Below are 21,356 nucleotides of genomic sequence, written 5' to 3'. Positions count from 1 at the left end.
CACTGGCAAGCAGGGAGGACAGACAGGCCACCGGTCCCGGTCCCTGCCCTGCTCCATGTGAAACAGGACAAGAAAAATGGTGAAAGCTGGATAGGTCTAACTTATACTGCATCCCCTCATACATCTTCGTGCCTATCAGGGTTCCTCCATGACGACCACGCCCCATCCTCCACACGAGCCGGCAGAAGGCACAGCCTGCTCCCACCACGACCATGATCACCACGACGGGCATGGGCATGGGCATGGACACCATCATCATGGCGGGCACGGGCATGTCCACGCTCCGGCCTCCTTTGGTGGCACGTTCCTCATCGCCATCATCCTCAACACGCTCTATCTCGTCGGGGAAGCCGGATGGGGCTTCGCCGCCCACTCCCTCTCCCTGCTGGCCGATGCGGGGCACAATCTCTCGGACGTGCTGAGCCTGCTGGCCGCATGGGGGGCCCAGATACTCGCCCGCCGCACCCCCAGCGAACGCTTCACCTACGGGCTGAAACGCGCCACCATCCTGACGGCCCTGCTCAACGCCACCATCCTCCTGCTCGTCACCGGGGGCATCATCTGGCAGGCCATCTGGCACCTCATCCATCCCGAGACCGTGCAGGGACAGACCATCAGCATCGTGGCGGGCATCGGCATCCTCATCAATGGCGGAACGGCCCTGCTGCTCATGCGGGGTGCCCATCATGACCTGAACATGCGGGGGGCCTTCCTGCACATGGCCTCCGATGCCCTCATGGCCCTGGGCGTGGTCATTGCCGGTGTCCTCATCACGCTGACCGGCTTCTCCTGCATCGACCCTCTGGCCAGCCTCATCGTGTCGGGACTCATCATCTGGGGGACATGGTCCCTGCTGACCCATGCACTCGGCCTGGCCCTTGATGGCGTGCCGCAGACCATCACTCCCCGTGCCGTGGAAGACGCCCTGCGGAGCCTGCCCGGCATTGCCGACCTGCATCACCTTCACATCTGGCCCATCAGCACGACCGAGACGGCCCTGACGGTCCATCTGGTCCTCCACCCCGTGCCGGAAGACTGCACCATTCTGGAAGCCCAGAGCCGGACGTCCGACCTTCTGGCCCGGGCGACCATCCTGCTGCGGGAGGAATTCGCCATAGGCCATCCCACCTTCCAGGTGGAACCGCCCGAAGGAGCCGGCTGCGCCACACCCGGCTGCAATACCCCTCACACCGCCCCGAAAGAGACGGACTGCACCCATGACCACCACCACGCCTGAAAGCGCCGTGCCAAGGGAGAACACGACCACGCCACTCCGCCTGCGGGTGGCCCGTCTTTCCATCCTCGTCAGCCTCGTGGTGCTGGGCATCAAATATGCGGCATGGGCCGTCTCCGGCTCCGGTGCCCTGCTGTCCGATGCCATCGAAACCATCCTCAACGTTCTGGCCTCCGTCGGCACGCTCTGGGCCGTGGCCTTTGCCGCCCGCCCGGCAGATGACAACCACCCTTACGGGCACGGCAAGGCGGAATATGTCTGGGCCGTCATCGAGGGGGTTCTGGTGGTGCTGACGGCCCTGGTCATCCTGGCCATTGCCGGGCACGATGCCCTGCACATACAGGCCCCGGAAGCTCCCCTGCCGGGGGCGCTCCTCAATGCCTCTGCCGGGGTCATCAACCTCATCTGGGCCCTCATCCTGCGACGGATGGGCCGGACACATCACTCACAGGCCCTTAGTTCGGCCGGGGATCATGTTCTCTCCGATGTCTGGGCCAGCCTGGCCCTGCTGGTCGGTGTCTGCCTCATCCCCCTGCTGCACTGGCTCTGGCTGGACCCGCTGCTCTCCGCCCTCGTGGCCCTGAATGTCCTCTGGACCGGCTTCGGCATGATGCGCCATTCCATGACCGGCCTGCTGGACGAGGCTCCACCGCCGGAACTGGTCCATGAGGTCGGCCAGACCATCACGCAGGCAGGCCAGGGAGCACTGGAGGCCCACGACCTCCGCATGAGGCGGGTGGGGTCCCTCTATTTCGTGGAGTTCCACCTCATCGTGCCGGATGAGATGCGCATCACGGACGCCCACGACATCTGCGACCGGATCGAAAATGCCATCCGGGCCGTGCTGGGCCGCTCCTCCATCCATATCCATGTGGAGCCGGAGGACCTCGCCAAACGCCACAAGCCCGGGGCCAGCGGTGTGCTCGTCATGTAACCGTCATGTCACATCTGCCATGCAAAACCATGGCCCCCCTTGACCGCAGGGAAGGCTCCGTCCGAAACAGGGCATGACCTCTTCACCCCCAGCCCTGTGGCGGATCCACCCCAGACGTGTCCGATTCTTCCCAAAGCGCCCCCGCTCCTGCCCCCGGTTCACCCCACGCCATGAGGCGGCGCAACCGCATCACGCATTTCCGCCGTTCGGCCCGGATGCGCACCTCGCAGTGGCGACGGACCTTCATCTTCTGGGCCGGGGCCATCACGGTCGGCATTGCGGCGTGGCTGTTCGCCCGGGCGGCTGACTATGCCAGCTCCCTCTGCATGGGCCTCCAGCACTGGAATCCCTATGTCATGTTCGCTGTCATTCCCAGCGGGCTGGCCCTCTCCATGTGGCTGACAAAACGCTTCTTCCCCGGGGCGCAGGGGTCCGGCATCCCGCAGACCATCGCCACGCTACATATTGAGGACTTCTCCCTCGTCAACCGCATCCTTGCCCTGCGCATTGCCGTCGGAAAGGTGTGCATGACCACACTCGGCCTGCTCTGCGGGGCCTCCATCGGGCGGGAAGGCCCCACGGTGCAGGTCGGGGCGGCCATCATGAACGCCTATTCCCGCTTCTTGGGCCATGCCAACGTCTCGACCCGTCGGGGTGTCATCCTGGCAGGCGGGGCTGCCGGTGTGGCCGCCGCCTTCAACACGCCGCTGGCTGGCATTGTCTTCGCCATCGAAGAACTGGCCAGTTCCTTCCAGCAGCGGACATCCGGCGTGATGCTGACGGGCGTCGTCCTCGCCGGTGTGACAGCCATTGTCCTGACGGGCGGAAACTATACCTATTTCGGCCATGCCTCGGTGGATGTTCCCGTCGGAACGGCCTGGATTGCCGTGCTGGCCTGCGGCATTCTCGGCGGGCTGGGCGGGGGACTCTTCTCCACCATTCTCATCCGGGTCGGCAAGGGTCTGCCCGGTTTCATCGGGTCCATCCAGAAGAACCGGCCCATCCTGTTCACAGCCCTGTGCGGGGTCATCCTCGCCATGCTGGGCTTTGCCAGCCACGGTGACACGTTCGGCACGGGCTATGTGCAGGCCCATCATCTGGTGGCTGGCTCCCGCCATGCCCACATGTCCTATTTCCTGATGAAATATGCCGCCACCATCATCTCCTACTGCTCCGGCATACCGGGCGGGCTGTTTGCGCCGTCCCTCTCCATAGGAGCCTCGGTGGGGGGCTGGGTTGCCCGCTTCCTGCCTCACACAGCCCCCGGAGCCGTCGTGCTGCTGGGCATGGTCGGCTATTTCTCCGGTGTGGTGCAGTCCCCGCTGACAGCCACCGTCATCGTGATGGAAATGTGCGACAACCAGCAGATCACCCTGGCCCTGCTGGCCACGGCTTTTCTGGCCTTTGGTGTCTCACGCATGGTCTGCCCCCACTCCCTCTACGGGCGTCTGGCCGACCAGTTCATGGCCCGGCAGGAAGGGTATCTCCAGAAGAAACACGAAGAGAACAAACAGTCCAAGGACTGAGAAAAAAAGATGGTCTGCCGGACTGGAGGCAGACCATCCCTGAGGACATCAGCCCTGAGCGGACAAGTCCACCACGCCGACATGTCCTTCTTCGGTCCCGAAGATGACAGCTCCCCCCTGCGGAGTGAAGGCGATGGCGTTCACGGCACCACGGGCAGTACCGCCGCTACGCTGGCCATTGCAGAGTGGCAGGATGCGGCCCTCTCCTGCGGCAGCCTCGTCAGTATGATTGGGCACTTCCGCCAGCAGGACCGTGCCATCCTCAAACCCGATGGCCAGAATGTCATCCGTGGGATGGGCACAGACGCAGGTCACGAACAGCCCCGGCAGGCGGGCCAGCTCCATGGGAGGCTTGCCCATCGGCCCCCCCCCGAAGAACGGCCACAGCACGGCAGCATCCGCCCCTGATGTGGCCAGCCAGCGACCCTTGCGGGTGAAGCTCATGGACCCGATCTTGCGGGGATAGCCACTCATGCGCATGTTGTGCCCGTCAGACAGACGCCAGCCATGCAGCTCATTCTCCTGCATGCTCGTCACCAGTGCCTCGCCGCCCGGATGGATGCACAGCCCGGTATGGCTGCCCTTCCATTCCAGCGAACGGACATTGGCGTCCTTCGCCTGCACGAACCACATGGACACGCCATTATAATGCGAGGCAGCCAGCCTCTTGCCTTTGGCATCGAAGGCAAGACCGCTCAGGGCCGAAGGATGCTCCAGCACCTTCAGGGGTTCATCCGCGCCGTGGGCGTAGAGATGAACCTCCTTCCTGCTGGCGCAGGCCCAGTGGGTAGGCGTACTGGCCAGACAGTCCACCCAGCCACGGCCCTCATGACGGTCTGTCATGGTGCCATCGGCCCGTGTTTCCACGACACGGCCATCTTCCCCGCCACTGAGGAAGCTGTCCTTCCCGCAACCCTGCGCAAGGGACACCGCCCCGTCATGCACAGACAGGCACTGCCAGTCTTCGGAAGCCCGCAGGCCGTCCCGGGAGATGAGGATGAGCTCTCCATCCATCGTCAGGGCGGCAAAGGTCCGGCCATCACGGCTGGCCTGCACGCCGGTGATCGGAGCCTCAAACTGACGCTCGGCCCCACGGGTCTGCAACAGGGTCCTGCTCTGCGGCGCACTCATACGGCCACGCACCCTTCAAAGCCACGCTGAAGCTGGGCACAGTCCAGCTTGCGGCCAATGAACACGATGCGGGACTGTTTCGTCTCTCCCGCCCTGAACGGCCCGATATAGTCGCCATCCGCCATCATGTGCACGGCCTGGAAGGCAAAACGCTCGTCCTTGCCCCTGAAATGCAGGATGCCCTTTGCCCGCAGGATGTCCGGTCCCTGCTCCTGCAGGACAAGGCCGATCCAGGCGTGGAAACGTTCCTCATCCAGCGGTTCCGTGACGGTGAAGGAGTGGCTCGTCACATCCTCGCTATGGGCGTGATGATGCCCGCCCGGCCCGTGGGCTGCCTCATGATGGTGGTCGTGGTCATGACAATGGCAATGGTCGTGATCGTGATCGTGATCGTGATCGTGATCGTGATGATGGTGGTCATGCCCGTCCTCCTCAAGGAAGTCCGGCATGGTGGACAGGGCACGCCTGAGGTCGAACCCGCCACGGTTGAGGATGTCATCCAGAGCCACCTTGCCCCGCTCGGCCCGATGAATCCGCACGACGGAATTGATGGCCCGCAGCTTCTGCTCCACCCCGGCCAGTGCGGCCTCATCCAGAAGGTCACATTTGTTCAGGATGATGACATCGGCAAAAGCCACCTGATTGACGGCTTCCGGGCTTTCCTTGAGGGTCTGGAGCACGTTGTAGGCGTCCACGACCGTCACGACGGCATCCAGCTCGGCTTTTTCACGGATGCCCTCATCCACGAAGAAGGTCTGCGCCACGGGGGCCGGATCGGCCAGGCCGGTAGTCTCGACGATGATGCCATCAAATTTGCCACGGCGGCGCAGCAGACGGCTGAGAATCCGGATGAGATCGCCCCGCACCGTGCAGCAGATGCAGCCATTGTTCATCTCGAAGATTTCTTCGTCAGCATCGACCACCAGATCATTGTCGATGCCCAGCTCCCCAAACTCATTGACCACCACGGCGTAATTCCGCCCATGATCGGCTGTCAGGATGTGGTTGAGCAGCGTGGTCTTGCCCGCTCCCAGAAAGCCGGTAAGAACCGTGACGGGGATTTTTCTGGTCTGTGAATCAGCCATGATGTCTGTCCTTGTTCTCCTTGAGAGTTGAGCTGAGCATACTCTTCTCCCGTCTCAAAACCAAAAAGAAGAACAGGTGGTTGCATAACCCGCCGCCCCTATCCCAATATGGGCGGAGAGGCCGGAAGGGCCTTGCCCGCCCCCGCATGATGAGGGGCCGCCCTCCAGGTCCGGGCCGAGGCACGATTCATTCCGCATCCTCCGCCCTCATTTTCTGATGGAGACAAACCCATGAATGAAAACACCATTCTCATTCCCGGTTTTGACAGACCCGTATCACGCGTTGCCCTTGGCACATGGGCCATTGGCGGCTGGATGTGGGGCGGCCCTGATGACGACAATGCCGTCCGTACCATCCACCGTGCCCTTGATGAAGGCGTGGACCTGATCGACACCGCTCCGGTCTATGGCTTTGGTCATTCCGAGGAAGTCGTGGGCCGTGCTCTGGCAGAAAAACCCCACAGGGCCCGCATCGCCACCAAGCTCGCACTGGACTGGAACGACGATCACCAGCCGTTCCGCAATTCCAGCCCTGCCCGCATCCGCAAGGAAGTGGAAGACTCCCTGCGCCGCCTGCGTGTCGAGACCATCGACCTCGAGCAGGTTCACTGGCCGGACCCCAACACGCCGATCGACGAGACGGCCCGTGAGCTCCAGAAGCTCCACAAGGAGGGGAAAATCCGTGCCCTTGGCGTAAGCAACTACTCCCCGGAACAGATGGACATCTTCCGTGAGGTGGCCCCGCTGGCCAGTGTCCAGTCCCCCTACAATCTCTTTGAACGTGAGATTGAAAAGGACGTGCTGCCCTATGCGAAGACGCACAAGCTCGTCACGCTGGCCTATGGCCCGCTCTGCCGTGGCCTGCTGACCGGCAAGATGACAGCGGACAAGACCTTCCCGGAAAGTGATCTGCGGTCTGGCGACCCCAAGTTCCAGAAAGAGCACTTCAAGGACTATCTGGCTGCTGTGGACGAACTGAAGACGATTGCGGACCGCCACGGCAAGTCCCTCATGGTGCTGGCCATCCGCTGGGTGCTGGACCAGGGACCGACCATTGCCCTGTGGGGTGCCCGCAAGCCGGAACAGATTGATGGTGTTGCGGATGTCTTCGGCTGGCAGCTGACCGATCAGGACAGGAAGGATATTGACGCCATTCTGGAACGTCATGTCCCCACGCCCATCTCTCCTGCCTTCATGGCCCCACCGGCCCGGAAGTCATGAGAAAAAACTTCACGTTAAATTGAAGCAGTGTGGCGAAGAAGTGGCATGGCTTTCTGGCCACTTCTTCTGCTGCTTTTGGACCAGAACATGACATGGGCCAACATACGGAAAAATATGAAGTCCTTCTTTTTGAAGTTAACTTTATATTAGTTTTTATACAACTTTAATGCCATTTTTTGTTAAGAAAATTATAAGATGAACGACCTATATCCTTTCCGGAGAGCAAGCCTTACCTCCGAAGGATACAGACGTTGGCTGGTAACCCGAAACCCGTTGTCGCTACCGGGACCTACCTGGTGGATATCGCCTCCCTGACGGTTGACCCGAGGACGAAACGGGCCACCATCTCCAATCCCAAATACAACGTGGAAGCCACTTTCACGACCCATACCCCGACCGGTCGCAATGACAAGAAGGTCCAGGATTTCACCTTCCAGGATCCGCAAACGAAAAAACAGCTTACCGGCAGTTATGATTACTCATGGGGCAACAAGTCGGTAAACGGCTTCATCATCGGCAATGGGTCGGGAGGCTATTACATCATCACCTCCGCCGTGCCTGGCAGCTCCTCATCCACCATTGATGGCGCCACCCTGCTTGACCCCTCGCAGGCACGTTACAGTTATACCAACGATCCATCCAGAAACTGGGCCAATGGCAACTTCTTCGACCTCGACCTGAATGGTCAGCATTATTACTTCCATCAGGACAATGATGGTACAGCCACTGATGGTGCTCTGAACGAACAGTTTACCTTCAATACATGCTTTCTGGCTGGCAGCCTGATCGAAACGCCAGACGGCCCCCGCAAGGTGGAAGAGCTCAAGACTGGTGATGTCATTCTCACCCACAACCCCATCAGCGGGCAGACCCTGCCGCAACGTCTCACATGGGCAGGCAGAAGTCGGCTGCGGATAACATCCTCCCCCCATATGGATATGGCCGGCTACCCTGTACGGATCAGAAAAGACGCCCTGGCGGATGGCGTACCCTCCGAAGACCTTCTGGTTACGGCGGAGCACTGCCTGTTTCTTGATGACCGCTTTGTCCCTGCCCGCATGCTGGTCAATGGCCGGTCCATCCATTTCGAGATGACAGACAGAATCCGGCAGATGGCCTGCGACATTTTCCACATTGAGACGGAAATGCACAGCGTCATCTTCGCCAATGATGTGATGACGGAAAGCTATCTGGATACGGGCAACCGTTACCAGTTCGTGGGGTCCAGCCATGACAGTCATACAGGCAATGTCATCACCCATGACTTCTCTACACGGAAACGGTCATGGTACCGTGATGCCGCTGCTCCCCTGTGCACGGCCCGGGAATTCGTGGCGCCCCTTCATCAGGGATTCCTCCAGCGTGCAGAAGAGCTGAGTTTCCCCATCCAGCACCCCTACAAGGCTGAGGCCCTTTGCGAGGATCCAGCCTTCCACCTGGTCACGGACCGGGGAGAGGTCCTGCATGAGAAGCGGACATCCGCAGGGTACCGGCTCTTTTCCATTCCCCTCGGAACAACCCATGTCACGCTGGTCTCCAGAACAGGCCGCCCCTGTGACACTCACGGCCCCTTTGTTGATGACCGGCGCACACTAGGGGTACTGGTCGGAGAAATTCTCCACTTCCAGGCTGCCCATTCCACCAGCATCGACACACACCTGATGACCGATCAGCTGGATGGCTGGTGCGGGCTGGAAAACCCCTCCATGCGCTGGACGCAGGGGGCTGCAAGACTCCCTCTCCCCAGTCAGCCGGAATACAATGATGGTGTGGAGACGGGGCTGCTGGCCATACAGATCATGGCGGCAGGCCCCTATCCCCTGTCTGCCAACAACTCTCTGGAAGATGGAGCTGACATGACGACACAGCCCGGTCTCGTCAGGGCTGTATAACGAAGGAAAACTGGGGGCGTCTGATACTGGTTCACACGAAACACCAAGAGAACATGAGTAGCAAAGGAACCTTCCTTCCGCTCTTGTGCACCTGAAATGCGCTACCTGCCCGATCAGAAAATACGATTTACCAGAAAAAAGAATGTACATTTATTGATATTTGGTTAATTTTACTCAAAAGATAATTGAATTTGCACTTAAAATATTATTATTATACGGTAAAGGAAAGATTGGCTCTTTTGGAGAATCATGCATGCCCGGCAATCCGCAGCCTGTCGTTGCACTTGGAACATATAGAGTAAATATTGCATCCCTATCTGTTGACGCAAATGGAAATGGCTACATAACATCCCAGTTGTTTGGTGTTGATGCCACTTTTACAACACACACTCCTACCCGGGCATCCGACCAGAAGGTACAGGACTTTGTAATAAAGGATCCGAATACGGGAAGTGTCATTACATCTGGTGGTTATGATTTCTCTTGGGGAAATAAGGCTGTAAATGGTTTTATCATTGGTAATGGCAGTGGTGGGTATTACGTTATCACGTCTGATGTTCCGGGCAGCTCATCTTCCAGTATTGATGGACGCTCCCTGATCGACCCAACACAAGCGCAGTATTCATACAGTTTTAATTTTCGACTTCCTTGGTCTATCGGGAACAATTTTACTCTTTGGTTAAATGGAGTTCCTTACACCTTCAAGCAGGACGATAACGGTACAGCAACAGATGGCTCACTTGGCCAGAAATTTACATTTGATACATGCTTTCTTTCTGGAACCATGATTGAAACCCTCTCAGGGCCGAAAAAGATAGAAAATTTGACCAGAAATGACGTTGTAATTACTTTCAATCCTGAATCGGGACGAAATGAGCCTCTTCCCCAGCATGTTGTCTTCTGCCAACAGAGCAGGGTCCGTATAGACTCATCTCTCCCCTTGGACATGGCCGGCTATCCGGTCCGTATCAAAAAAAATGCACTGGCAGACAATGTACCTTCCGAGGATCTTCTGGTTACAGCGGAGCACTGCCTGCTTCTGGAGAAACATTTTATTCCAGTCCGTATCATGGTGAACGGACGATCAATATATTATGATACAAGCATGCACGATACAGCCGAAAAGAGCGGACCATTCTCTTATTATGACATATTTCATATAGAAACATCAACACACAGCATCATTTCTGCAAATAATGTTCTTACGGAAAGTTATCTCAATACAGGAAACCGTTTCCAGTTTCAGCGAGATAATGGAGACACAAACGTCATAGAATATGATTTTACTTCAAAAAATCTATCATGGGAGAAAGATGCTGCAGCGCCATTATGCACAGCAGAAGATTTTGTAGCTCCTATCCATCAAAAGCTGCTTGAACGTGCAAAACAGCTTCTGTTTCCAGTTCAGCACGCCTACAAAACTGAAACCGTGTCCCACAATCCTGCCTTGCAACTACTCACGGAACAGGGGCATGTTCTTCAAGAAAAACGATCTTCAAACAACTATAAAGTGTTTCACATACCTGCCGGGGTAAAAAGAGTAACCATCCTCTCAAAAACAGGAAGACCTTATGACGTCCATGGTCCTGTCGTGGATGACAGGCGCGAGCTTGGCGTTTTGGTAGGAGAAATACTTTATTTCCATGGAATAGATTGCATAAATATCGATAGACACCTGACACATAAAGATATGGAAGGCTGGTTCGATTTGGAAAATTCTAAAATGAGGTGGACTAAAAGAGCGGCTACCCTTGATCTACCCCATGCCAGTCAACACTCTGTAACGGAAGCTGGACTGCTGGCCATCGAAATCATTTCCGCTGGGCCTTATCCGGCTGATGCAGAACATCCGCTGACGACCTATCAAAACGAACTGAAATACAAACCCGTCAAAAAAGCGGGATAAATCAATGGATAACGGAGAGCCTGTTCCAACACCGCATTGGATCAATGCTCTCCGTTTCCTGCCATATATGCCAACCTTTACTGGCCGGATGGAGCAACGGCAGTTGGTGTCAGGGTCATGCCCGGAATACCAAGGGCCTGTTTCTCTGCCGGGGTCATGATCCAGCTGTCCTGCTGTGTATCCGGGGAGCCTTCACCATGGAACTCCCGGATCCTCTTCTTTGATTTCTTGTGCGTGTGCTTACGCACATACTGATGCTTCTTGCGGACAATCCGGCTCAGGTCTTTTTCAACATGCACGGCCGTCACGTCATTATCCGCATCAACCGTAATCCTGTTCCACATGAACATGGCTGGTGCCACATCATGCTGTGAGGGCTTCCCCTGCTGGGCAGCTGCCTCGTCATTGACATAAAAATGAGGCCGTGTGGCGAGAAGCCAGCTGCCAGCCGGAAGGTTGGCAAACACCAGCTGACAGGCATCATTGCGGGCAGCATGCCGTACCAGGGCAAGGGCCTTGCTGTTGCCAATTTTCTCCCTGAACCCCGCCTGTGCCATGTCGATGCGGAGATAATCACGGAAATACGGGGCGTCCGGCATCAGCACGACATCCACATCAGCAACCCTGCAGGAAAGCTGTGGATGGAGGTTATCGTGGCCAGAAATCTGCACGGCCAAAGTCCTGTTACCTGGCTGTCCAGCCCAGGCCAGCTGCTTGACCTTGAAATTTCCGTCATAGCCGGAGCATCCGCTCAACAGTCCCACGATCCCGGCAAGTCCTGCCAGAGTATACAGTCTCATTTTTCCAAAAACCATTATCCGGAATGACCCTTCTTCCAGTGACGTCAAATCTCTATGGCGCAGCCATACCGTCTGCATGATAGACGGCAAAAGATACGGAATGCCATCATTTTGCCTCAACCACCTGTCGCATCTCCTGGTCGGAGAGTCCCAGCCCCTTCATTTCTTCCTCTGTCGGATGCCACGTACTGACATCCGCAGCCGCTCCAAAATGTCGGGCCTTGAACAGGCCGATATCATTTCGCCTGTTGCCATCCTGAACAACCTGTCGTGCAATGACCCCCATGTCATCCTGCACGACAATACCTCCCCACAACAGGTTGAAGCCGGAAATATTGCTGCGCAGCTCCATCCCGCTTACCCAGTGCGTCTGCGGTTGCGCCAGATAATGCTGGATGTTGCCAAAAAACACCCATTTTCCAGCAGGAACATTCCTAAACACAAATGTGCACATGGCCTGCCGGGGAGCCTTGCGCAACAGGGCCTTCGCCTTCCGGGTAATGTCACCCTTAAAATGATAGGGGGACTGCAGTACCCGTATCCAGTCCCGATAGTACGGTGTATCCGGGAAGAGGAACGAGTTTTCCACCAGATTGGCACAATAATACTGCTTTTGCCCAAAAATGGCGGACGCCCGTACGATCACGGTTGCATGTCCAGTCCGGGCCGCCCAAGCATGATCCTCATCCTTATACGGTATCTTGACCGTATCACAGCCACCAAGCACCATCAGGGACACGCAACACATGAATGTACCTGGAATGGAGTATCGTCTCATACCCTGCAGCCCCCAGTCTTATTCTGAACGAATACGACAAGTTACTCAAAATGCATTACAAATGCCATAGTTGTGACATAAAATAACGCCCTGCCCCTGAAACCATATTACCCCGTCCCGGTAAGTCGACAGACCACCATCCTTTCTCCTGCCGCTTTAGCAAAATACGTTCCCAATCCCATGAAAACATTCTAATCTGGGCCTCTTCCGGGCATGAAAAATGCTCACAGACGCAGCAGGCAAGCGTAAGGTCATCATGAAGGCAGTTCGTCACTCTGAAAGCAATCAGGCGGCCCATTGGGATGTCGCCCGCAGGGCCCTGGCTGGCTGGGGGGCGCTCTGCGGTCTGGCCCTGCTTGCCGCATGTAGCAGCAGCCAGCATTCTCCTGCTCTCACCCCCATGACGCAATATGCCAATGGGCAGACTGGCCCGCTGGGATACGACACACATGTCCCGGCTTTTGCCAGCGAAAATTTTGCCCCCTTCAACCGTCAGGATGTCGCCGCCATCGCCCTGCGGGAATGGCGGATGTTCGGAAGTCCGGTTGCCGATGCGGACCCGCATGACAGGCCAGAGCCCACAAGCCCCGCCCTCAAGCCGGAGCGTCTGCCCGGCCTGTGGCAACGCATTGGTGAATATTGGTGGATCGGCCAGGCCCCGGAAGAAAATGAGGCCCGCTGGACAGGCCGTACCGATGGCAATGGCACCCTGTTCTCCTTCCAGCGGGACGGCAACTACGCTTGGTCCGCCGCCTTCATCTCCTACGTCATGCGCATTGGCGGTGCCAATATCCGCTTCCCCTACTCCCCGAACCACGCCACCTACATCAATGCCGCAGCCTCCGGCAATAATCCGGGTATTTCAGCACAGAATCCCGCCAATTATGCCCCACGGTTGGGGGACATACTCTGCGTGGGCCGTGGACGGAGCCGCAGCATCACATATGCCATGCTGCCGACCTCCTACGGCTTCCCGGCCCATTGCGGCATCGTAGTGGCCACGGGCCAGAATGCCCCGCCTTTCGGCAAGGAAATCAGCATCGTGGGAGGCAATGTGGATGATGCCGTCTCGCTGACCCACGTTCCAACGGACAGCACCGGCCATGTCAGCACACCAGACGGGCGAAGCTACGACAGCCGTTACCCGTGGTGTGCCATCCTGACCCCCCGCTACGATGCCGACATGGACCCGAACAGCGGGCAGTAAAACGATCCTACTTCACAGGCAGGCCGCCGGCCTTCCACCCCGTGCCGGGGCCATGCCTGTCTTCGAAGCCATCAGCAACGTTCGTCAGCGTCCTGTACCCGGCCTGGGCAGCCAGTGCGGCAGCCTTCTGCGACCGCATGCCTGAACGGCAGATGAAAAAGATCGGCGTGGCCTTGTCCGGCACGGCCTCTTCCAGTCCGTGGAGGAACTCGGCCTCACTGCCTGCCCCCCATGTCAACGCCACAACCTTCCGGCCCAGAGCTCCCAGCTCTGGCAGGCCCACCTGCGCCCATTCCTCCGGTGTACGGACATCCACCAGCACGGCCCGTGCATCAGCCTGAAGACGGTCCCAGCTTTCCTTCGCAGTACAATGTTCCATGTCAGCCTCCTTCTACGCAGGCGCCCCGTCCCGGCCATGTTTCGCTCCCCCAACAGACGGGCGAACATTCACGACCCGGAACCGTACAGCCAGACCTGCACTCATCATACAACCTGATGTTGTTCCGCTCTCCCCAGAGTTCAATGGCGGGGAGCGCATTATAACCATCTTAAATAGTTATAATGATTCTTCCACACCATTTTACGTAGAACATAATGATGATACCCTCTCTGCCACCATGACCTCGCCCCACACCATCCACTGGAACAAAGCACATATGTCACATCTGTCATCCCATCCTCACGCCTTGCCCTGCCCCTCTCTGGTGGAAGCCATTGGCAATACCCCGCTCATCCGCCTGCATCATGCTTCCGAGATCACGGGCTGCACCATCTATGGCAAGGCGGAATTCATGAATCCCGGCGGGTCCGTCAAGGACAGGGCGGCCCTTTCCATCATTCAGGACGGTTTTGCCCGTGGTGCCCTCAGCAAGGGCGGCACGATCGTGGAAGGCACAGCGGGCAACACGGGCATCGGCATCACGCTCGTGGCCCATGCACTGGGCTGCAAGGCCGTCATCGTCGTGCCGGAAACCCAGAGCCGGGAAAAGCTGGACTTCCTCCGCATGATCGGAGCGGACCTGCGCCTCGTGCCCGCCAGACCGTACCGGGACCCCGGCAATTACGTGCATGTCTCCCGCCGTCTGGCCGAAGAAACCGGGGCCTTCTGGGCCAACCAGTTCGACAACACGGCCAACCGGGACGCCCACCGCACGACCACGGCCCCGGAAATCTGGTCCCAGCTGGACGGAAAGGTCGACGCCTTCACCTGCTCCTGCGGGTCCGGCGGTACACTGGCAGGAATCGCCTTCGGCCTGCGGGAGCTGGCCCAGCGGGATGGCCGGAAATCTCCCGAGATCGTCCTGGCCGACCCGGAGGGCTCCGGCCTGTATGGCTGGGTGACCGCCAATGACCTCAGCATCACCGGCAGTTCCATCACCGAAGGGATCGGCCAGTCCCGTGTGACGGCCAATCTGGAAGGCTGTGCGCCCGATCACGCCGAACGCATCCCCGATGCCGAAGCTCTGGAACAGATCTACCAGCTCACCATGAAAGAAGGTCTCTCCGTGGGCGGGTCATCAGGCATCAACATTGCTGCGGCCATCCGCACGGCCCGCCGTCTCGGGCCGGGGCATACCATCGTCACCATCCTCAGCGATGGCGGGGCACGATACCAGTCCAAGCTCTTCAACCCGGACTTCCTCCGCAGCAAGAACCTGCCCACCCCGCCCTGGATGTGACATCCCGGGCTGGTCCGCTCCTAACGGCGGATCAGCCGGGCGGCAAAGAAGCCATCCATGCCCCCCTGTGCCACGTTCATGCCCGGATGGGTACGGAAGTACCCTTCCTCCGTGCGGGCACGGGGAAGAGCCGCCAGCTCATCCTCCGTAAAAGGAGACAGCTTCCACCGGCCATCTTCCAGAGCGTGAGCGATACGCTGCGGACCTTCCTCATCCTGAAGGGAACAGACGGCATAGAGCAGCATCCCGCCCGGCTTCAGCATGTCATAGGCGGCATCAATGAAACGGTCCTGCCCCGCTGCCAGCGTGGTGATGTCCCGGGGGCGTTTGATCCACAAGACATCCGGGTGACGCCGCAGCGTCCCCGTGGCCGAGCAGGGCGCATCCAGCAGCACGGCATCCAGCGGCTCGGAAGGACGCCAGCGAAGGGCATCCCCCACAATGACCTCGGCCTTCAGCTGGAGGCGGGCCAGATTCTCCTTCAGCCTCTGGGCACGGGGCTTCTCACGCTCCACGGCCATCACCTCGGCACCCGCACAGAGCAGCTGGGCCGTCTTGCCCCCCGGTGCGGCGCACAGGTCGGCCACCCGCTTCCCCCGCATGTCGCCCATCAGCCGGACCGGCATGGCCGCCGCCATGTCCTGCGCCCAGAACTGCCCTTCCGCAAAGCCCGGCAGGTCTGCCATTTTCGTGCCCGCCGGGTAGCGGACCGTCCCCGTCGGCAGGGGCTCGCCCCCTTCCGGGGCCTCATAACCAGGCTTCACGGTGAGGTCCAGCGGCGCTTCCTGATAGAAACCCTGCGTGATGGACCGTGCCCGCCGCCCCCAGGAACTCCAGAGCCAGTGCGGCACATCCAGCCGGGCATCATCCAGCCCCTCCTTCAGCGTTTCAGCCTCCCGCACCACACGGCGCAGGACGGCATTGGCCAGACCGGCAAAAGGCGACAGGCCACGCCGGTGCAGGAGGTCCACGATCGTGCCCACGGCCGCATGAGGGGGTGTCTGAAGATGGATGATCTGCGCCACACCCAGCAGCAGGGCACAGCGGACCGGCTCCGGCGGCTGGCGGCGGAGGAGCGGCTGGAGCAGCTCCGTCATGCTGCCCAGATGGCGGAGCGTGGCCGCCGCCAGACGGTGGGCCGCCGCACGGTCCCGCCCCTCGCAGCTGCTGCGCTCCAGCGTGGTTTCCAGCATCCGGCGATGTTCCACCACACCGCAGATGATGTCGAAGGCCAGATCCCTCACCGGGTCTTCATGGCGGGAAATGGAGGCAGGGCGGGCAGCAGGCCGCCGCCCCCGGCCACCCTTGGGGTGTGAACGGGCTGGACGGGGAGAAGAAGCATTTGTCATGCGCCCGTTTTCAGGAGTCAGCGGCAGGAAAGTCAAGATGGTTTTTACACGCCCCCTTGACCCTCCCCGCCAAAGGGGCTGCAATCCATCAATCATGACAGACCATACCATCGCCCATGCCTTGGAAGGCATCCAGACCCGCATCAGCGCCGCCTGCCAGAGGGCTGCCCGCCCGGCGGAGGCGGTCAGCCTCGTGGCCGTCAGCAAGTTCCATCCGCAAAGTGCGGTACAGCAGGCCCTTGAAGCTGGGCAGCGCATTTTCGGGGAGAACCGCGTGCAGGAGGCCGCCGCCAAATTTCCTGCCCTGCGGGAAAAATGGCCGGACCTCCGCCTGCATCTCATAGGCACGCTCCAGAGCAACAAGGCAACCGAGGCCTGCGCCCTTGCCGACGTGATCGAAAGTCTGGACCGCCCCTCCCTCAGCACGGCGCTGGAAAAGGCGTCCCAGAAAACGGGCCGCCTGCCTGAGCTGTTCGTGCAGGTGAACATTGGTGATGAACCGCAGAAATCCGGCATCGCCACCTCGGAGGCGGACCGGTTCATCGAGGATGCCCTGCGCCGTTTTGGCCAGCATGTGAAAGGTCTCATGGCCATCCCGCCCGCCGACGAAGACCCGCGCCCCTTCTTCCACAGGCTGGCGGAGATGAACCGCCGCCATGGCCTTCCCGCTCTCTCCATGGGCATGTCGGCCGACTTTGAGACCGCCATCGCCGAGGGGGCAACACTTGTCCGTGTCGGCACGGCCATCTTTGGAGACCGCCCCGCCCCGTAATATCGGCATGACAGGGATGACAGTTTTTTCGGGCTGTCTCTTGCATTCCCCATAAAAAAACTGTCATGAAGCCAGAATCATTACAGCCTGTGCTTCCTTCCGTGGGGGCACTTCTGCCTGTCTTCCTGCGGGGGATGGGTGTCTATCAGTCATACAGGATGGTTTCACCATGTCTGAACAGGATAGCGTGTCCCTCAAGGAATCTTCTTCTGACGCCCGGTATCCCAGCTCTGTTGGTACGCCAACGGCAGCACCGCCGCCGCCGGAGCCCGGCGGGCACAGCCACCCCAAGGGCATTGGCGCCATGCTGGCCGCTCTGGGTGTCGTATATGGCGACATCGGGACCAGCCCGCTCTACGCCCTGCAATCCTCCATCCGCAATGTCGGGTCGGAAACCCACCCCGCCCATGCGTGGGAAGTCATCGGGCTGACCAGCCTCACCTTCTGGGCCCTGATGCTGGTTGTGACCATCAAATATGTCATTCTCATCATGCGGGCCGACCATAACAAGGAGGGGGGCATCATCGCCCTCATGGCTCTGGCGCAGCGTGTCTGCAAATCCAACTATTTCCGCTGGGTCTTCGGGCTGATCGGCATTGCCGGGGCCTGTCTGTTCTTCGGGGATGGCATCATCACACCAGCCATCTCCGTCCTCTCCGCCGTGGAAGGGGTGGAGGTCTCGGTGCCGGAGGCTTCAGCCTTCATCATCCCGGCGGCCATCATCATCCTGCTGGGGCTGTTTGCCGCCCAGGCTCTGGGCACCGGCAAGATAGGCCGGGCTTTCGGGCCCATCATGCTGGTATGGTTCTTCACCATCGCCATACTGGGGGCAAGAGGGATCATGCTGCATCCGGGTGTGCTGCTGGCCCTGTCCCCGCTGGAGGCCATCCGCTTCATCGTCACGCATGGCAAGCTGTCCTTCATTGCGCTGGGATCGGTCGTGCTGTCCGTCACCGGGGCGGAGGCCCTCTATGCCGACATGGGCCATTTCGGGCGCACACCCATCCGCTTTGCATGGCTTTTCCTTGTGCTGCCTGCCCTGACGCTGAACTATTTCGGGCAGGCTGCCTCCATCATCCACAACCCGACCACGTTGGCCAATCCTTTCTACTATCTGGCCCCGCACTGGATGCAGATACCCATGCTGCTGCTGGCGACCATGGCCACCATCATTGCCAGCCAGGCGGGCATCTCTGGCAGTTTCTCCCTCTGCCGCCAGCTCATCCAGCTTGGTTACCTGCCCCGCACGCGCATCATCCACACCAACCCGCATGAGGAAGCGCAGATCTACCTGCCGTCCCTCAACTGGCTTCTGGCCTTCGGGTCCGTCGTGCTGGTCATCGCCTTCCGCTCTTCTGCGGCCCTAGCTTCTGCCTACGGCATCGCCGTGACAGGGACCTTCCTCTGCACCTGTGTGCTGGCCATGGTGGTCTTCCGCCGTGTCTTCCAGTGGAAGAGCTATGCCGTGGGGACCGTGTTCGGCTTCTTCTTCATCATGGATGCCGTCTTCTTCTCCTCCAACGTGATGAAGATTCCGGATGGAGGGTGGGTCCCGCTCAGCATCGCCGTTGGCAGCACACTCATCATGACCACATGGCAACGTGGCCGCCAGCTCATCCGCAACACGAAAAAACGTGATGCCGTGCCGATGGGCTCCTTCATCACCCGGCTGACCCAGTCCCGCACCATCCGTGTGCCCGGTCTGGCCGTCTTCCTGACCTCGGACCCGGAAATGGTGCCGGATGCCCTGCTCTACAACCTGCGGCACAACAAGGTCCTGCACCAGACAGTCCTGTTCGTCACCGTGCAGACGCTCGACCAGCCGGAAGCGGACCCCGACCAGCGCATGACTGTCAAGGAACTGGCACCAGGCATCCGCCGGGTCATCATCCGTTACGGCTTCATGGAGATGCCCAACCTGCCCCTGACACTGGCTGGCATGACAGAAATGGATTTCGACCCCATTCAGGCGTCCTATTTCACCTCGCATGACCTCGTCTTCCGCTCCAAGGTGCCGAAGATGTCACTCTGGCGGATGTGGGTGTTCCTCTATCTCCTCAACAATGCCACGTCGATTTCCGAGTTCTTCCGGATTCCGCCGGAGCGTGTCATGGAGTTCGGGGTACGGGTTGCGATCTGATCGTGGCCCACCAGCCCCTTCCGCTTTCGCTCTACATCCACTGGCCTTTCTGCCTTGCCAAATGCCCGTACTGTGATTTCAACTCCCATGTGCGGGAAACCATCCCTCAGGAGCGTTTCGCCAACGCCCTGAGGGCCGAGCTGGAGCATGAAGCCACACGGCTGATTCAGGACGCCCCCCGGCAGCTTGTCTCGATCTTTTTCGGAGGGGGAACGCCCTCCCTCATGCAGCCGGAGACGGTCCATCATCTGATCGAGGATGCCCGCCGCCTCTTCCCCAGCGTGAATGACCTCGAGATCACGCTGGAGGCCAACCCCACCAGTGTGGAGGCCGACAGGTTCCGTGCCTTTGCAGAGGCAAGCGTCAACCGTCTTTCCCTCGGCGTGCAGAGCCTTGATGAGACCGACCTGGCCGCTCTGGGGCGGCAACATTCGGCACGACAGGCCATTGCGGCCCTGGAGCTGGGGCGCAGCATTTTCCCCCGCCTCTCCTTTGACCTGATCTATGCCCGCCCCGGCCAGACGGAAGAAAAATGGCGTGCGGAACTTCGGCAGGCCCTGGCTCTGGCCGCAGACCACCTCTCACTCTACCAGCTGACGATCGAACCCGGCACGAAATTCGAGGCCCAGCACAGGCGGGGCAACCTCGTCCTGCCTGAGGATGATCTGGCGGCGTCCCTCTACATGATGACCCGTGACGAAGCCGCCCGTTTCGGCCTGCGTGACTATGAAATCTCCAACTATGCCATCCCCGGTGCCGAAAGCCGCCACAACCTCACCTACTGGCATTATGACGACTATCTGGGCATTGGCCCCGGTGCCCACAGCCGCCTGACCTTCAGAGGCCAGCTCCACGCCACACGCCGCCATCGTGCCCCGGAACCCTGGGCAGAGCGTGTGGAAACACATGGGCATGGCACAAGGGACGATGAAACACTCTCACCGGACATGAAGGCTCATGAAGCCCTGCTCATGGGGCTGCGCCTGCGGGAAGGCCTCAATGCGGCCCATTTCAGCAGACGGACCGGCCTGCCGCTGCGAGACTGCCTCGACCCCGTCATTCTGGAGGCCTGTCTTGAGGAAGGCTATCTGGAACAGGATGCCCAGACCCTCCGGGCCACGGATGAAGGCCGTCTCCGGCTGGAAGCCCTGCTTGGCCAGCTTGTTCTCTGAACGCCACCTTTGAAAAGAACAGACTGCACCCCATCTACAGGGGCAGCCTTCCATCATCCACAGCGTGATGCCCGCCATGTCTGCACAGAAAGCCCCCACCCTCCACATGATAAAGCTGATCGTAGGCTGCACCTCCCCCGAGATGCTGCGGGACTGGGTGGCGGTGGAACGCCACAAGGGGACAGCCTACGTGCGCACCCGCACCATGCCCAAACGGGCTGCGGAAATCGTGCAGGGTGGCGGGTCCATCTACCGGGTCATCAACGGTCTCATCATGTGTCGGCAGCCCATCATCGGGTTTGACAGCTACACCCGGGATGACGGCCATCCCGGCACGCTGATCCTCGTCTCGGACGAAGTCATCCCGACCCAGCCACGGCCTATGCGGCCTTTTCAGGGCTGGCGGTACTTCAAACCGGAAGATGCTCCACCCGATCTTGGTCAGGGGGCCGCTGATCTCCCCGATGACGGGATCAGTTCCCTGCCGGCCTCCCTCCGCAACCAGCTGTCCGAGCTGGGCCTTCTGTAAC

The 21,356-nt window shown here is 59.6% G+C and carries 18 protein-coding genes; 12 read left to right on the top strand and 6 right to left on the bottom strand.

The features are described from left to right. Positions 1 to 148 precede the first annotated feature (148 nt). The 3 genes from DTI93_RS00465 (at position 149) to DTI93_RS00455 (ending at position 3,694) form a co-directional block, all read left to right on the top strand. Entirely contained in the window at positions 149 to 1,237 is a 1,089-nt protein-coding gene (locus DTI93_RS00465; RefSeq protein WP_249079297.1) for a cation diffusion facilitator family transporter, read from the top strand. Beyond that, positions 1,218 to 2,168, top strand: coding sequence for a cation diffusion facilitator family transporter (locus tag DTI93_RS00460; protein WP_052349165.1), 951 nt, complete (start codon positions 1,218 to 1,220; stop codon positions 2,166 to 2,168). The genes DTI93_RS00465 and DTI93_RS00460 overlap by 20 nt, the downstream gene beginning before the upstream one ends. 170 nt (positions 2,169 to 2,338) lie before the next feature. Further along, positions 2,339 to 3,694, top strand: a complete 1,356-nt coding sequence (locus tag DTI93_RS00455; RefSeq protein ID WP_052349166.1) for a chloride channel protein — start codon at positions 2,339 to 2,341, stop codon at positions 3,692 to 3,694. Positions 3,695 to 3,742: 48 nt separating this feature from the next. On the opposite strand, the gene DTI93_RS00450 is transcribed toward DTI93_RS00455, so the two are convergent. Both DTI93_RS00450 and DTI93_RS00445 read right to left on the bottom strand, forming a co-directional pair. Continuing rightward, entirely contained in the window at positions 3,743 to 4,825 is a 1,083-nt protein-coding gene (locus DTI93_RS00450; protein ID WP_249079295.1) for a WD40 repeat domain-containing protein, read from the bottom strand. Beyond that, positions 4,822 to 5,910, bottom strand: a complete 1,089-nt coding sequence (locus DTI93_RS00445) for a GTP-binding protein (protein ID WP_249079292.1) — start codon at positions 5,908 to 5,910, stop codon at positions 4,822 to 4,824. Before DTI93_RS00445 ends, DTI93_RS00450 begins: the two co-directional genes overlap by 4 nt. Positions 5,911 to 6,141: 231 nt before the next feature. Between DTI93_RS00445 and DTI93_RS00440 the strand changes: the two genes are divergently transcribed. From DTI93_RS00440 to DTI93_RS00430, 3 genes are all read left to right on the top strand, one after another. Beyond that, positions 6,142 to 7,131: an aldo/keto reductase gene (locus tag DTI93_RS00440; RefSeq protein ID WP_081562594.1), complete on the top strand. Its 990-nt coding sequence runs from the start codon at positions 6,142 to 6,144 to the stop codon at positions 7,129 to 7,131. 251 nt (positions 7,132 to 7,382) lie between these two features. Beyond that, a complete protein-coding gene (locus DTI93_RS00435; protein WP_249079290.1) occupies positions 7,383 to 9,023 on the top strand; it encodes a Hint domain-containing protein in 1,641 nt (546 codons plus the stop codon). Positions 9,024 to 9,183: 160 nt separating this feature from the next. After that, the gene (locus DTI93_RS00430; protein ID WP_249079288.1) at positions 9,184 to 10,929 is read left to right on the top strand and encodes a Hint domain-containing protein; all 1,746 of its coding nucleotides are present in this window, start codon (positions 9,184 to 9,186) and stop codon (positions 10,927 to 10,929) included. A gap of 77 nt (positions 10,930 to 11,006) precedes the next feature. On the opposite strand, the gene DTI93_RS00425 is transcribed toward DTI93_RS00430, so the two are convergent. Both DTI93_RS00425 and DTI93_RS00420 read right to left on the bottom strand, forming a co-directional pair. Continuing rightward, the gene (locus DTI93_RS00425) at positions 11,007 to 11,729 is read right to left on the bottom strand and encodes a hypothetical protein (protein WP_249079286.1); all 723 of its coding nucleotides are present in this window, start codon (positions 11,727 to 11,729) and stop codon (positions 11,007 to 11,009) included. A gap of 106 nt (positions 11,730 to 11,835) precedes the next feature. Beyond that, a complete protein-coding gene (locus tag DTI93_RS00420; protein WP_081562598.1) occupies positions 11,836 to 12,477 on the bottom strand; it encodes a hypothetical protein in 642 nt (213 codons plus the stop codon). Between the two features lie 286 nt (positions 12,478 to 12,763). Between DTI93_RS00420 and DTI93_RS00415 the strand changes: the two genes are divergently transcribed. Next, complete coding sequence (locus DTI93_RS00415; protein ID WP_086431829.1) at positions 12,764 to 13,714, top strand: DUF2272 domain-containing protein; 951 nt, start codon at positions 12,764 to 12,766, stop codon at positions 13,712 to 13,714. Positions 13,715 to 13,721: 7 nt separating this feature from the next. On the opposite strand, the gene DTI93_RS00410 is transcribed toward DTI93_RS00415, so the two are convergent. Continuing rightward, positions 13,722 to 14,093 (bottom strand): rhodanese-like domain-containing protein, encoded by a 372-nt coding sequence (locus DTI93_RS00410; protein WP_154980986.1) that lies wholly within the window; start codon positions 14,091 to 14,093, stop codon positions 13,722 to 13,724. Between the two features lie 277 nt (positions 14,094 to 14,370). On the opposite strand from DTI93_RS00410, the gene DTI93_RS00405 reads away from it, so the two are divergent. Further along, a complete protein-coding gene (locus DTI93_RS00405; RefSeq protein ID WP_043560960.1) occupies positions 14,371 to 15,393 on the top strand; it encodes a cysteine synthase A in 1,023 nt (340 codons plus the stop codon). Between the two features lie 20 nt (positions 15,394 to 15,413). On the opposite strand, the gene DTI93_RS00400 is transcribed toward DTI93_RS00405, so the two are convergent. Next, on the bottom strand, positions 15,414 to 16,742 hold the full coding sequence (locus DTI93_RS00400) for an RsmB/NOP family class I SAM-dependent RNA methyltransferase (RefSeq protein WP_248630336.1): 1,329 nt from the start codon (positions 16,740 to 16,742) through the stop codon (positions 15,414 to 15,416). A 94-nt stretch (positions 16,743 to 16,836) separates the two neighbouring features. Here DTI93_RS00400 and DTI93_RS00395 point away from each other — a divergent pair, with 94 nt between their 5' ends. From DTI93_RS00395 to DTI93_RS00380, 4 genes are all read left to right on the top strand, one after another. Then, positions 16,837 to 17,514 carry a YggS family pyridoxal phosphate-dependent enzyme gene (locus DTI93_RS00395; RefSeq protein WP_052349214.1) on the top strand — a complete coding sequence of 226 codons (678 nt, stop codon included), beginning with the start codon at positions 16,837 to 16,839 and terminating at the stop codon, positions 17,512 to 17,514. A gap of 169 nt (positions 17,515 to 17,683) precedes the next feature. Beyond that, positions 17,684 to 19,654, top strand: coding sequence for a potassium transporter Kup (locus DTI93_RS00390; protein WP_043560963.1), 1,971 nt, complete (start codon positions 17,684 to 17,686; stop codon positions 19,652 to 19,654). Between the two features lie 2 nt (positions 19,655 to 19,656). Continuing rightward, positions 19,657 to 20,826: a radical SAM family heme chaperone HemW gene (gene hemW, locus DTI93_RS00385; protein ID WP_249079284.1), complete on the top strand. Its 1,170-nt coding sequence runs from the start codon at positions 19,657 to 19,659 to the stop codon at positions 20,824 to 20,826. Between the two features lie 76 nt (positions 20,827 to 20,902). Then, complete coding sequence (locus tag DTI93_RS00380) at positions 20,903 to 21,355, top strand: DUF1489 family protein (protein ID WP_249079282.1); 453 nt, start codon at positions 20,903 to 20,905, stop codon at positions 21,353 to 21,355. Position 21,356 lies beyond the last annotated feature (1 nt).

The organism is Parasaccharibacter sp. TMW 2.1884 (genome assembly GCF_023337695.1).
In the GTDB taxonomy this organism is placed as follows: domain Bacteria; phylum Pseudomonadota; class Alphaproteobacteria; order Acetobacterales; family Acetobacteraceae; genus Bombella; species Bombella apis.
This window is presented reverse-complemented; position numbering and strand designations above follow the sequence as displayed.